The following is a 13,711-nucleotide window of genomic DNA, read 5'->3' as shown; positions in this document are numbered from 1 at the left end:
ATTTTTGACCGACAACACTCTTTATCGTCAATAATCTTATCTCCGCTTAATAAAAAAGCCCAGCGTCTCGCGACGCTGGGCTTTTAGTATTGATGCGATCATTTTGTTACGTCAATGGCTTAACAAGCCAAGGCGTGAGCATGAGATAGCGTAATACCATCCGTGCTTAGCCGAGTTATTTGGCGTTCGTGCTTTCGAAAATCTTGTCTGCAGAGGCTGCAACAAAACCCTGATAGCGCTCGCCGTTTGGCATGTCGTAGCGCTGAGCAAATTCATAAAAGCAGCTTGGAATAGACAGCGTTTCTTCGCTAAATGAAACGTCGCTACGGTCGGCCATTGTCGATGACTGGGCTAGGAAAACCTCAGGACCACCTTTTATTTCGCCGCCGGATGTATTTAAAACAAACCCTGCTTCTTTCAGAAGGGTGTTTACATCACTCAGTTCATTAGTGCGACTCAAGTGGTTGACACTTACCGTAAAATGATTCGCTCTGAAGCCCCACGCAGCCATCCAAGCAGCGTATTCAGATTCATTGATGAGCGTATCGTATTCGGCTTTACTCACATCCCAGTGCTTACCCGAGTACAGGAAATTGTCTGCATCAGTAATATCACTTGGCATTTGTGCCACTAGCTTTTTAATAATTGCTTGAACGTCGCTAGACAGTTCATCAACGCGAAGTTCGCTAATAAACACTTTAGGCTTTGTATCGTCTGGGTGCTCAAAATGTTTAGCCGTTAGCTTTTTCGCTTCAAAGTCGTAGTCGCCTTTTGCTTCATAGCCCAGTGCTAGGAAGTGAGCTGCTAACTTATCAAGTCGTGTCTTATCTAAGGCAAAGGTTCTAAACGCAACGTGATCGTTAACAATATTGCTATTGTTTTCTTCACCGGCAAGCAGAGTATGAATCTTGTGCGCAGACGGCGTTATCTTTACGTAGTCTTCCCACATGTTGGCAAATAAAGTATCGATATTACTATGCATTTAAGTAGGGTCCTTGCATTTTTATAGTGATAAGCCAGGGCTTAATTTGCCCGGTAGCGTAACTTTATCGAGCTCAACCGAGGCCACTGGGTAGGCGCAATAGTCGGCGGCATAAAACGCACTGGCACGGTGGTTACCGCTATCGCCAATTCCACCAAATGGTGCAGCGCTGCTTGCGCCAGTAATTGGCCTATTCCAGTTAACGATACCCGCACGAATGCGAGCAAAGAAATAGCGATAGTCTTCTTCGCTATCACCGAGTAAACCAGCCGATAAACCAAAGCTCGTGTTGTTGGCTTCTGCTATGGCATCGTCAAAGTCGGTGTATCGAATCACTTTCAGTAGTGGACCGAAATGCTCTTCATCAGGCAATGCGTCAAGCATGTCTGTTACGTCGATAATACCTGGCGTGGCAAACCCTTTTTGCGGGTCGGTTTGTTCTAATCGAACGAGCACTTTACCGCCTAATGCTTCAAGCTCGCTTTGCGCTGCAACCATAGAAGCTGCCGCCTTGCTTGAAATCATCGCGCCCATAAAGGGTTGCTCTTGTGCATCATAATCGCCCACTTTGATATTCTTAGTCATGGCAATTAAGCGCTCGAGGATTGCATCACCTTGCGCGTTTGCTGGCAAAAATAAGCGACGTGCACAGGTGCAGCGTTGTCCAGATGTAATGAATGCCGATTGCACGATGTCATGAGTCGCGGCATCTATGTCACTGACATCTTTAACGATGAGAGGGTTGTTACCACCCATTTCAAGGGCAAGAATTTTGCCAGGATGACCTGCAAACTGTTCGTGCAGCACTCGACCGGTGCGTGAACTACCGGTAAAAAACAACCCGTCAATATCGTTATGAGCGGCAAGTGCTTTACCGGTTTCCACTTCACCTTGTACAAGGTTTAACACGCCTTTAGGCAAGCCTGCAGCATCCCACAGTTTCACCATTTCTTGCGCTACCATAGGGGTAAGGTCGCTTGGCTTAAACACAACGGTGTTTCCCGCAATGAGTGCAGGCACAATGTGACCATTTGGTAAGTGGCCTGGGAAGTTGTAAGGCCCGAATACAGCCACGACACCGTGAGGCTTATGACGTATAAACGCCTTACCCACCGGCATAGGGTTTTCCACATCGCCGGTACGCTCAAAGAATGCTTTTTCAGAAATGCCAATTTTACCCATCATGGCGCCAACTTCGGTGGCCGTTTCCCACTCTGGCTTGCCCGTTTCTTTCGCCATTACTTTAGCGAGGTGCTCTTTCGCTTCTTCAAGCTTACTGCCGTAGGCTTTGATGATGTCTAGGCGTTGCTCTACGGTTTTTAAGCTCCATTCAACAAGGGCTGCTCTGGCTGATTTAATCGCCGTATCTATCTGTGATGCAGTCGCAGATTTTCCTTCCCAAATAACGTCGTTTTTAGCTGGATCTATTGAGGTCAGGTCGTGACCTTCTCCGGCAATCCACTCACCGTTGATATAATGTGTGTGTAGCATAGGGATGTCCTTTATTAGTCGCGAAACGTAACGGGCGCAAAGCGCACCGAGTCGCCTTCATTAACATTTAAGGCAGCAGCAGCTTGACGAGACAGCACCGCAACACGTTGTTCTTCACTTACGGTCATCTCTGCGGCAACTGCGCGAAACTCGCTGATAGATGTGTTGATGATGTAGTGGGTTTGCCCCTGAGCCGCAGCCATGTCGTCAATTACAACAGGTAGCTTAAGGCTAGACTGAGCGGTTCGAATATGACTAAGATTCGCTTCTACCGTAGGGCCTGCATCGAAAATATCCACATAGCCTCTGCACGAGAACCCTTCCTCTTCAAGAAGTTGTAGTGCCGGGCGAGTTTTGTCGTGAACCTTGCCAATGACATCCTGTGCCGCTTGACTGAGCAAGTTCACGTAAATAGGGTATTTCGGCATAAGCTCGGCAATAAACACCTTATTGCCAATCCCTGTGAGGTAGTCAGCAGTCGGGAAGTCCATTGAGAAAAAGTGGGTTTCTAACCACTCCCAAAACGGAGAGCGGCCTTCTTCATCACTGACACCACGCATTTCTGCAATGACGGTTTCAGAAAAGCGCTCGCGATGTTCCATCATGAATAAAAATCGTACTTTCGATAGGAAGCGACCGTTAATTCCGCCTCTCGCTTGCTCTCGTAAAAACAGCGTGCAAATTTCTGTCACGCCAGTGTAGTCGTTACAAAAAGTAAGAATGTCCACGGTGTTGTGAATATTCAACTCACGAGAAGCGTGCACCACTTTGCTCAAGTGATAATGATAAAAAGCATCATCTATACCTACTGCGGCTTCAATGCCAGTCGTGCCAACGACTTCGCCGGTTGCAGTGTCTTCCATAACAAATAAATAAGACTCATCGCCTGGTTCAGTCACATTCGTTTTGTTAAACGTACTGTCGGCGCGGTCTATCTTGCGCTGTAAAAGCTCATCGTTAACGGGCAAAGACGTAAAGCCAATGCCCGATTCGACAGCGATATCCTTAAGCGCACTGTAATCCGCTTTTGTAATAGGGCGAATGATATTCATATTCACTACTCTGGTAGAGGTAATTAGGCGTTTACAATAGCGGCAACTGCGCGCTCGAAACGTGCAAGACCTTCTACGATATCCTCGTCAGGAATGACAAGTGATGGTGCAAAACGAATGACATTCATACCAGCAACTAGACACATTAAGTGCTCTTTAGTCGCTGCGGTCATAAAATCTTTCGCACGGCCCTGATATTTTTCATTCAGTGCGCATCCAAGAAGCATACCTTGGCCACGAATTTCTTCGAAAACGTGATATTTATCGTTTATTTCGCCAAGAATTTTGCGGAACAGCGCTTCTTTCTTCAGCACGCCTTCTAGCACTTCAGGTTGGTTTACAATATCTAGCGCTTTTTCTGCTACGGCGCAGGCCAGCGGGTTACCACCGTATGTACTGCCGTGAGTACCTGGCTTGAGATGTGCCGCGATGTCTGTAGTCGTCAACATGGCGCCAATTGGGAATCCGCCGCCCAGCGATTTTGCGGTAGTTAGAATGTCAGGGGTTACGCCTAAACCCATGTAAGCGTAAAGGTGACCCGTACGGCCAACACCAGATTGAACTTCATCTAGAATGAGTAGTGCATTGTGCTTGTCACATAACTCGCGTACGCCTTTAACGAACTCAATGTCTGGCGTAATGATACCGCCTTCACCTTGCAACGGCTCCATCATAACCGCACAGGTTTTGTCAGAAATCATGGCTTCAAAAGCGGCAAGATCGTTAAAGTCACAGTGGTCAACGGCGCCTGGCTTAGGTCCAAAACCATCAGAGTAAGCTGCTTGTCCACCTACGGTTACAGTAAAGAATGTACGGCCGTGAAACCCTTTGTTAAACGCGATGATTTGATTTTTATCTTCGCCGTGTTTATCAAGAGCCCAACGGCGTGCAAGCTTAAGAGCTGCTTCGTTAGCTTCTGCACCGGAATTTGCGAAATATACCTTATCGGCGAACGTTGCATCAGCCAGCTTTTTCGCTAAGCGTAATGATGGCTCGTTAGTAAAAACGTTGCTTAAATGCCAAAGCTTTGAGCCTTGTTCATTGAGGGCTTTAACAAGTTCAGGGTGGCAGTGACCTAAAACATTTACTGCAATGCCGCCTGCAAAGTCGACGTACTCAGCACCTTCTTGATCCCAGACGCGCGAGCCTTCGCCGCGAACCGGTACCATATGAGCCGGGTTATAGTTAGGAACCATTACATCGTCAAACGTCGCGCGAGTTACCTTCATTATCACTACCTCTGCATTGAGCGCCCTACACCAAATCTGGTGCGAAAAAGCGCAAAAAATAAAACTATACTGGAGCGCAGTATGCCATTTTTTTTAACATTTGTCTTGTCTTAGGGATGCTCTAGCCCTTTGTTTACAAGGACTGTGGCTTAATTTGCAAGAAAAGTGAATAACTATTAACTGCTAAGCAATATCATTTGGTAATAGAGATTTTTGGTAGTTGATTTTAGGCTGAGGCATGCAGCAACGGTGGCGCTGCGACTTAAAATGAGTGACTAGTTTTTGCTTAAACGATTATCTCTTGTACTGGCGGGCTGCATGAATATCCACTAAAAATTAATCTTCGGCATCACTTTTTACGAGAGGAAGTGTGAAAATATCGATATTTTTCAACTTTGCTAACATGCCCTGTGGGTATTTTAATGCTGACAACGCGCTTTTTGCTGTTCTTGCGTCGGTGAGCTTGGTTTGATGCAGCGCTCGAATTTGAGCATATAATCGCGCTTGTAACACCACATCGCTTAATACTGAGGGTTCTGCGTGTGATGAACCTGCAACTGCCCGCATAGCAGGCGTGATAAACAGTCGTTTCAAGGCCAGTTCGTCTAACACATCTGCAGTTAACGCATCGGCAAAGGTTTGCTGCAGCGCTATAAGGTGATTAGCCGATGGCACTATTTTAATCAAAGCATCGTGGCGCTTGTGCTCCTTGTCTTTCTGGCATTCTTGTAAAAGGTGCAACTGCACTTTGTCGAACATTCTAAAGTAGAGGCGAATAACAGCGCATCTGCCTAAATTGCCTAACATGCCAAGCATATAGGCATCGCTCTTGTTTATTCCCTGCGCGATGGCGATGTGCTGCGCCGTTATTGCTACACCCGTTGAGTAACTAGACAACTTTTGTTTAATGATCGGATAAGGGTCGGTAATTTGCGGCGTGGCGCGTTTTACAATGAGTGACGGGATAAGCAGTCTTAAGTTTTCAATTCCTAAAAAGCTAAGCGCCGTTCGCAGTGTCTCAACAATGATGATGCGACCTCTAGAATCTTTTCTTCTAAAGCGAGGTGTATTCACAATGCTCGTAAGATCGTCAACAAGCCACGGCATAGTGGCAACGATAGGTTCAAGTTTTGATACAGAGCAAGCTCTTACCGTTAGTGCATCAAGTAACATACCAATATTTGACGGTAGATTTAGCAGGCTGCTTATCACCCCTGGCGTATCTTTGAGATACACCGACATTTCTTCAACGATAATATCGTGGAGTTGATAGCTGATTGATTCAATGTAGGAAGCTTCAGAGGTTCTTTGTAGCCGCTTGTTCTCAATGGCCACTTTTTCTACGTGCAGCAACTGCCTGCGAGCATCACCTTGCTCTGATTCTTCAAAGGTAACTTTGCCCGTTGGCGATTTTCCCAAGATCTCGAACACACGTTCTGTTGAGATAATAAAATTCTCAAAACAGTCGTTAACAGTGGGTTGCTCTGTGTGTTCTGTAGGGGCTGTGGGCACGTGCAGACGACTCCGATGCTTAATAGTTTCGTACGTTGCTGTATTGTCGTACATTTTATGCCAGTTTCCCACTTTCGATTATCGCTATACCGCTCTTTCACCAAAAAGTAGCTTAATAGCCTGCTACCTGGCTTTGAGCCGACAAGGCCTCTAGCTAGTCAGAACTCTAGCTAGTCAGAACTCTAGCTAGTCAGAACTCTAGCTAAACAGGTCTCTAGCTCAAGACTTGGCCAAGCACATCAACTTTGCATTTTAGGTAAGCAATGTATTTAAACACTATAAAAAATGGACTTTTTTCTGTCCGTATTAAGGACATATCGGCAAGAGATACAGTTACTTAAGCTGTGATTTGATTAGGGCGTGCCTTAGACAGGGAAATAAATTTCGCTAGTACATCGTGACCATATTCAGTCAAAAGCGATTCAGGGTGATATTGAACTCCCCAAATAGGCATACTTTGATGAGAGATAGCCATGATTTCTTTTTGACCAACATTGGTGTTGCACCACGCATCAGCATTGAGGCATGTAGGCAGGCTTTCAGGTTTTAATACCAAAGAATGGTAACGAGTAACGTTAAACGCCCTTGGAAGTCCGTTTAGTAGGCCGGTATCGCTATGGTGTAGTTCTGATACCTTTCCGTGTTTTATTTCTTGAGCACCAACCACACTAGCCCCAAAAACCTGACCTATAGCTTGATGTCCTAGACACACACCTAAAATAGGAATAGTACCGGCAAATCGCTCTATTGCCTGTAAACTAATCCCTGCTTCATTAGGTGTGCAGGGGCCTGGTGATATAACGAGCTGGGAGGGCGCTAGATGAGCAATCTCATCCAGCGTGATGGCATTATTTCGCACTACTTTTACGTTTACGCCTAACTCTAAAAAATAGCGAGCTAAGTTGTGCGTAAACGAATCAAAGTTATCAATCAACAATAACACGGTAGTGCTATACCTCTGTGTGATATTAAAGCTATGTATTTTATAAAAACGAGCATGAAACACGAAGTATGAACAGTAGCTACCATAAACAGTAAGTACCATGTTCAACACGTGAGTGGGTTACTTTACGGTAAAAGCGACCCTATGGTTTAGGAATGAAACCCACCGCATCATACACTTTCTTCAATGTCACACTTGCTCGTTCTGAGGCCTTATTGGCACCACTTTGCATTACCTCGTTAAGGAAAGCTCTGTCGGCACGAATTTTTGCGTATTCTTCTTGAATCGGTGTAATCAGTGACACAACTGCCTCAGCAACATCACCTTTGAGGTGTCCATACATTTTGTCAGTGTACTCAGGCTCAAGCTCTTTTATCGACTTTCCTGTAGATAAAGAGAGCAAGGTAAGTAGGTTAGATACGCCCGGCTTCTCCTTAGGGTCAAAATAGATATTAGCCTGCTCGTCTGAGTCGGTAACCGCGCGCTTTATTTTCTTCGTCAGCTTTTTAGGTTCTTCAAGCAAACCAAGAAAGTTATTCGGGTTTGTATCCGACTTAGACATTTTCTTTTCAGGCTCTTGTAAGCTCATGATTCGAGCACCAAAATCTGGAATATACGGGTCAGGTAGTTTAAAAACATCGCCGTAAAGATTATTCACCCGAGTAGCGATATCGCGAGTTAGCTCTAAGTGCTGTTTCTGATCTTCACCAACGGGCACTTTGTCTGCTTGATAGGCCAATATATCTGCGGCCTGCAATACCGGATAGCTATATAAGCCCACGTTGATATTGTTTTCGTTTTTGGCAGACTTATCTTTAAACTGAGTCATTCGGTTGAGTTCGCCCATTTGAGCGTAACAGTTTAGCACCCAAGATAGCTGCGCATGCTCAGGCACGTGAGACTGCATAAAGATAGTGCTTTTTTGCGGGTCGATACCACAAGCAAGGTAGAGCGCTAGGCCATCTAAGCAGGCTTCAAATAACTGCTTGGGATCTTGGCGCACCGTAATCGCATGCAAATCGACAATCATATAAAGACAGTCGTAATCTGCTTGCATGGAAACCCATTGCTTAAGCGCACCCATATAGTTACCTAGGGTGAGTTGTCCAGAAGGCTGACAGCCACTTAATACAACGGGTTTATTACTCATTATTTTTACCTGTAATTGTGTTTAATAAATTATGCTTTAGACAGCGATGCAAGCTCTTGTCGCATTTCGCTGATGACTTTTGTGTAATCGTCTTGAGAGAAAATGGCGGAGCCAGCTACGAACATGTCTGCGCCCGCTTCTGCGATGTCGCGAATGTTATCTACTTTTACGCCACCGTCAATTTCTATTCTTATATCGTAACCACTTTCTGCAACGCGCTGCTTAACTGCACGTACTTTATCCAATGTCGACGGGATAAAGGCCTGTCCGCCAAAGCCTGGGTTCACCGACATTATAAGAATGTGGTGAAGTTTATCCATCACATGATCTAAGTAATGTAGCGGTGTCGCTGGATTAAAGACCAATCCTGGCTTACATCCCGAATCGATAATGAGCTGCAAAGACCTATCGATATGCTCAGAAGCCTCAGGGTGAAAGCTGATATATGATGCACCCGCATTGGCAAACTTTTCTATTAGATCGTCTACAGGCTTCACCATTAAATGCACATCAATGGGTGCGGTAATGCCGTAGTTTCTCAATGCATCGCAAATCATAGGCCCAAAAGTAAGGTTTGGGACATAGTGGTTGTCCATCACATCAAAATGAACGATATCCGCGCCCGCGCTGATCACTTTCTCGACGTCCGCACCAAGTCGAGCAAAATCTGCGGAAAGAATAGAGGGCGCAATTAAAAATGGTTTCATTTTTCATCCTTAGTCATTAATGCATACACAGCGATTGATGCTGCAGTGAACATATACGCAATGTACATATATGCAATGTGCATAGATGCATACTTGATGAAAGTTTAACGAAATCCGTCGTGCTTTACTACGAACTCTGTATTTCCTCCAGACAAATTAAAATACCCCCCTTTTTCGAAGAGTGAGAAATGCAACAAAGCCTGCCCAGTTTTGGGGAGTGCGCGTTAATCTGGTGCATTTTTATTCATTTAAGCTGCATGGTTATTTTCATTCAATTCTTTTGGGTTGAGAATAAAATGATTAAAATCAATGTATTGGAATTAATTTTAACTCTTTTTTACTCGTGCCATAAACGGGCATCAGTTTTGCGTTAGCTAGTGCAAATATAAAAATACAGACAGAAAAACTAATTAAAACAAATTGGAATTTGACTGGAGAACACACATGAAAACGTCTACAAAAAGAACTCTACTTGCCGCTGCTATATCAACAGCGTGCCTTTTCACTGCAATGCCTACTTATGCAGAAGTTACTGCAAACGCAAGTTTCACAAGTAACTACATCTGGCGTGGTCTTACTCAAACAACGAATGATGCAGCTGTTCAAGGCGGTATTGACTATGCACACGAAAGCGGTTTTTACGCAGGTACATGGGCGTCAAATGTAAACTACGGTGCAGACGATATTTATTCGTATGAGCACGACCTCTATTTCGGTTTCTCTGGTGAGTCTGACCAAGGTATCGCTTATGATGTGGGTTACTTGTACTACAACTATGATTCAGAAGCTGAATTTGATTTCGCAGAGGTTTACGGCTCAGTAGGCATGGGTGGTGTTAGCCTTACGGTTTCATTGCTTGCGCACACAGAAGCAGATGAAGGCGAAGGACAGGATTTTGGTTTTGGTAAAGCAACCTATGTTTCATTAGATTACGGCATGCCAGTACTAGACGGTGCTGAACTTGGTTTCCACGTTGGTTATCATCAAGGCGACTTCGCTGAAGCGTTCAACGGTGTACCAGATGGTTACGCAGATTACGGTATTTCATTATCTAAAGACGGTTTTAGCTTTGCGGTTACGGGCACCGATTTAGACGATACTGGCGCAGATGCATACGATAACGATGCAGTAAAATTCACTGTTAGCTACGGTATGGACTTCGAGCTATAAGTGTTTTGAAAAGTCTGTTTAGTAAAGACTTTTCTGTTAATTGATAAAAAGCCCAGCATCATTACGCTGGGCTTTCTCAATGAATACGTGGGTTAACAGCAGGTTAAAATAATTAGCTTGTCCATTAACCTATTTAGATTATACTAAGATGGAATTTCAACCGAGTGATAGGAGTGTTCAGGATGAAGGTTCTCCCATTTTTTGCCTTGTGTGGTGTCGTTGCGCTTGCTAGTGCGACAATGGTGTCAGCACCCAACGCTCGCTCGTCTGTCTGTGACTTTCAGCCTGTGACAGAGTTCAATCCCAAGCTACCCGCTAGTCATGTCATGAATCAATGTGCTCGTTATCAAGAAGGCGTTGAGGAAGTCAGCTGGCTCTCGTGGGTTGCAGGTAAATCATCGTCATTCCAGTTTCACTTCCTCGATTTATTGGAGCTGTTACACAGCGACAATTCTCACCAAGACTTTTCTTCGTCTCCTAAAGACGCTCAGTAATGAGTCACAAGTCCGACTCTGGCTTATGGGCGATAGTTGGCAGCGTTTTAGCTAGCTTATTTGGCGTACAAAGTCACAAAAATTACGAACGGGATTTTACGCAGGGTACCTTTATTACCTATGCGGTAATTGGCGTGGTCATGGTGGTATTGTTTGTGGTGAGCTTGTTTACTTTTGTGAAATGGTACGTAGGCTAGCAAAGTGTACCTAACGCTGTTGCAGGTAGATTAGCCTAAATAACGCCTGTCTAATCTCTTCATAACGTCGAACTCTCCTGCCCAATCTCTTCATTACGTCAAGCCTATGATGTCTTGCTTTTACTTGTCTGCACTGCTGATAAATTTAACGCAGGCTTCTTTGCTTTTCTCACTCCCTTCGCCTTTTTCGCTGACGGCATCACCGGGGGGAAAAACGCGAGTATTTCATCGACAGGATTGCGCTTTGCGCCATTTTGACTGATGGAGCGTTTTACAGACAACATGCTGAAATCTGCCCCTTGATACAAGTCTCTGGTTAGTGGCAGGTCGTGATTTGAGACAAGCACTGGGATCCCTCTTTTTTGCGAGGTTTTAGCTGCAAGCTTCGCCAATTTTTCCTGCGCTTCTTGCCCAAAACTATGACTGGCGTAACTGGTAAACGCGGCGGTTTTACTTATTGGTGCGTAGGGCGGGTCGCAATAAATGACATTACCCTGTCTCGCCCTAGTAAATACTTTTTCAAAGGGTAAGCAGGTAAAGGTCGCTTTTTGTGACTTTTCCGAAAAAACAAACATTTCATGTTCTGGAAAATAGGGTTTTTTATAGCGCCCGAATGGCACATTAAACCGGCCTTGAAGGCTGTAACGACACAATCCATTGTAGCCATGTCTGTTCAAGTAAAGAAATAAAATGGCGCGGTAATACTCGTCTTCAGTTTTATTAAACTCTTCTCGTAACGCGTAGTACATGGGCTCATTGTTACGAGCAGTACTAAAAAAATCACGGGCATCATTGATAAGTGCGTCAGGCTGCGCTTTGAGAAAGTTATAAAGATTAATTAAATCTGGATTGATGTCGTTTAAGAGATAACGTTTGTATTGCGTATTCAAAAACACAGATCCGGCGCCGACAAAAGGCTCAATAAGCTTATTTGCTTGCGGTAATCTGGCTTGAATATGCTCAACCAAGCTGTATTTGCCACCGGCCCACTTCAAAAAAGCACGGTTCTTTTTTTGCATCATGCGTAAACGTTACTACCTACACGGAATGAAGACGGTGGTTGTTCCTAACGTCGCCGTTCTAGGCGTATTGCTGGGGAAGGGAGCCTCTCGGCGTCACCACACTAATCGGTAATTGTATCTTTCATCGTTTAAACGGACAACCGGCAAGTGCCGGCCATTTGATATCTTTTTCAAATCGACTAAAAAGCCTGCAGCTAACGCCCATTTACTGACTTTCAGATAGTGCTATTTCCTGCAATATTTGTTGTCCATTTTTTACAAACGCTGACCCATTGCCTGGGTAATCAGGCAGCGCTTGTTTAGCTTGCTGAGCCTGCGTAGCAGATGAAAACGTTTGGGCATATAGCACGACATACCAATCGCCGCCATAGCGCCGTGTTTTATAAACTCGGGTTTGCTGTGCCAAGTTATTTTCTTCGATAAAGTCGTTGAGCACTTGTTCGTTTTTCATTGCTAGCATTTGTAACGCGTACTCATTAGGAGCAATGAACGGAGTTTCTGTACTGCGAGTGACATCTAACTCAGCCCCGGAGGCAGATGATTCAGTATTTAGACTAGGTGTAGATTTAGGTTCAGCTAAATTCGTTGTGTTAGCCGCAATGGCGTTTTCGCTTGTACCGCTGTCATCCCCTTTATCCTGAGGTAAGGCACTGCCTTTTTTCGATAAATCACCAGTATCTTTTGATATAGCATTTTGCCAACTGGTAATTAACGCCTCCGGTTGATTTTGTGCGGCCTCATTGCTTTGCGTGTTCCCGCTCGCGTTTACTGTGTCATCAGAGGGGGCGCGATTATTATTGATATCATCAGCGCCTTTTATTGTGGCAGCCCCACCGATTAGGGTAGAGCCTTCAGCGTATAAAAGAGAGCCTTCAGCGTATAAAAGAGAGCCTTCAGCATTCACTCCCGCTTCATTACCGTTAGTTTCTGCTGCAATCTGATCATAGGCAGAACCAGGCGCGACAAGGTTACCGTTAGCCCCATCTGCGTTGTCTATTGGCGCGAACAAAGAAGCGATGTCGTCGCCGTATTGCCAATAAACTAAACCTGAAAATGTGCTAACGAAAACGCAAAGCAACAATACATAGAGCCATCTCGACTTTAACGGGTTGGAAAAGGTCAGTGCGCTTTGCTGCTGTCGGTTTTCAAGATGCGCTTGAAAGGCCTCTCGACGTGTTGCAATCATTTTATCTAAATCAGATGCAAAGTTAGGTTGCTCGTCGATGACAGATTGACTGCTAATAATTAAGGGTGTTTCCGTGTTTTTTGCGGGTAGCCACTGCTTTGCTCGTTCTGCCCACTGGCTATCGGCAAACAGTAATACGTTTAAATGCTGCTTATTACCGGCAAATCGACTTTGAAGAACAAGGTCCCACAGCTCTTGTAAAAAGCTATCCGGTAGATGATGAGATTGAGTAATGGCAACGAGTATAGGCCCTTCGTGATTATTCAAATCAACAAGTAGCTCGTTTAACGGTCTGACAAAACTGCCTATCACTTGCCCTAACAGCTGGCGACAGAGTTGGCGACGGTAGTCAGACACATCCATCGTTTCTTGTGCAGTCAAATAGGCTATTTCAGTATCATCATGCTGCTGAAAGACAAAGGCTTCTAGGGTTTTTTGTTGCTGAGCAATAGAGTCTCCACTGACAAAAATCAGTTGCGACGAGTAGTTGACTAAATACTCCAAACGTTCATGCAGTTCATTTTGCATGTGTTTGCCCCTATAAAAACCTTGCGGTGAGTAGAAAATAGTAACACC

Annotated in this window: 13 protein-coding genes; 3 read left to right on the top strand and 10 right to left on the bottom strand. The window is 44.8% G+C overall.

The genetic code is table 11. The annotated features are described in order from the left end of the window. Window positions 1–175: 175 nt before the first annotated feature. From AC27HD_RS14825 to rpe, 8 genes are all read right to left on the bottom strand, one after another. Window positions 176–982 (bottom strand): DUF1338 domain-containing protein, encoded by an 807-nt coding sequence (locus AC27HD_RS14825; RefSeq protein ID WP_032095177.1) that lies wholly within the window; start codon window positions 980–982, stop codon window positions 176–178. A gap of 21 nt (window positions 983–1,003) precedes the next feature. Next, complete coding sequence (gene astD / locus AC27HD_RS14820; RefSeq protein WP_032095178.1) at window positions 1,004–2,473, bottom strand: succinylglutamate-semialdehyde dehydrogenase; 1,470 nt, start codon at window positions 2,471–2,473, stop codon at window positions 1,004–1,006. A 14-nt stretch (window positions 2,474–2,487) separates the two neighbouring features. Then, window positions 2,488–3,525: an arginine N-succinyltransferase gene (gene astA / locus AC27HD_RS14815; RefSeq protein WP_487106791.1), complete on the bottom strand. Its 1,038-nt coding sequence runs from the start codon at window positions 3,523–3,525 to the stop codon at window positions 2,488–2,490. Between the two features lie 23 nt (window positions 3,526–3,548). After that, window positions 3,549–4,754, bottom strand: coding sequence for an aspartate aminotransferase family protein (locus tag AC27HD_RS14810; protein WP_487106789.1), 1,206 nt, complete (start codon window positions 4,752–4,754; stop codon window positions 3,549–3,551). 336 nt (window positions 4,755–5,090) lie between these two features. Then, the gene (locus AC27HD_RS14805; RefSeq protein ID WP_487106787.1) at window positions 5,091–6,266 is read right to left on the bottom strand and encodes an HDOD domain-containing protein; all 1,176 of its coding nucleotides are present in this window, start codon (window positions 6,264–6,266) and stop codon (window positions 5,091–5,093) included. Between the two features lie 337 nt (window positions 6,267–6,603). After that, window positions 6,604–7,209 (bottom strand): anthranilate synthase component II, encoded by a 606-nt coding sequence (locus tag AC27HD_RS14800; protein WP_487106785.1) that lies wholly within the window; start codon window positions 7,207–7,209, stop codon window positions 6,604–6,606. A 142-nt stretch (window positions 7,210–7,351) separates the two neighbouring features. After that, window positions 7,352–8,359 (bottom strand): tryptophan--tRNA ligase, encoded by a 1,008-nt coding sequence (gene trpS / locus AC27HD_RS14795; protein WP_032095181.1) that lies wholly within the window; start codon window positions 8,357–8,359, stop codon window positions 7,352–7,354. A gap of 29 nt (window positions 8,360–8,388) precedes the next feature. After that, entirely contained in the window at window positions 8,389–9,066 is a 678-nt protein-coding gene (gene rpe, locus AC27HD_RS14790; RefSeq protein ID WP_032095182.1) for a ribulose-phosphate 3-epimerase, read from the bottom strand. A 444-nt stretch (window positions 9,067–9,510) separates the two neighbouring features. Here rpe and AC27HD_RS14785 point away from each other — a divergent pair, with 444 nt between their 5' ends. The 3 genes from AC27HD_RS14785 (at window position 9,511) to AC27HD_RS14775 (ending at window position 10,927) form a co-directional block, all read left to right on the top strand. After that, the gene (locus AC27HD_RS14785) at window positions 9,511–10,236 is read left to right on the top strand and encodes a TorF family putative porin (RefSeq protein WP_032095183.1); all 726 of its coding nucleotides are present in this window, start codon (window positions 9,511–9,513) and stop codon (window positions 10,234–10,236) included. A gap of 182 nt (window positions 10,237–10,418) precedes the next feature. Then, window positions 10,419–10,730 carry a hypothetical protein gene (locus AC27HD_RS14780; protein ID WP_032095184.1) on the top strand — a complete coding sequence of 104 codons (312 nt, stop codon included), beginning with the start codon at window positions 10,419–10,421 and terminating at the stop codon, window positions 10,728–10,730. Then, complete coding sequence (locus AC27HD_RS14775) at window positions 10,730–10,927, top strand: DUF2970 domain-containing protein (RefSeq protein ID WP_032095185.1); 198 nt, start codon at window positions 10,730–10,732, stop codon at window positions 10,925–10,927. Before AC27HD_RS14780 ends, AC27HD_RS14775 begins: the two co-directional genes overlap by 1 nt. Before the next feature lie 104 nt (window positions 10,928–11,031). Here the strand turns inward: AC27HD_RS14775 and AC27HD_RS14770 are convergent, their stop codons facing one another. Then, on the bottom strand, window positions 11,032–11,949 hold the full coding sequence (locus AC27HD_RS14770; protein ID WP_487106781.1) for a Dam family site-specific DNA-(adenine-N6)-methyltransferase: 918 nt from the start codon (window positions 11,947–11,949) through the stop codon (window positions 11,032–11,034). A gap of 205 nt (window positions 11,950–12,154) precedes the next feature. Next, a complete protein-coding gene (locus AC27HD_RS14765) occupies window positions 12,155–13,663 on the bottom strand; it encodes an SPOR domain-containing protein (RefSeq protein WP_487106779.1) in 1,509 nt (502 codons plus the stop codon). Window positions 13,664–13,711: the final 48 nt, after the last annotated feature.

The organism is Alteromonas sp. 4NS20-0143, from assembly GCF_057542855.1.
The sequence above is the reverse complement of the archived record's forward strand: the minus strand, read 5'-3'. Positions and strand labels throughout refer to the sequence as shown.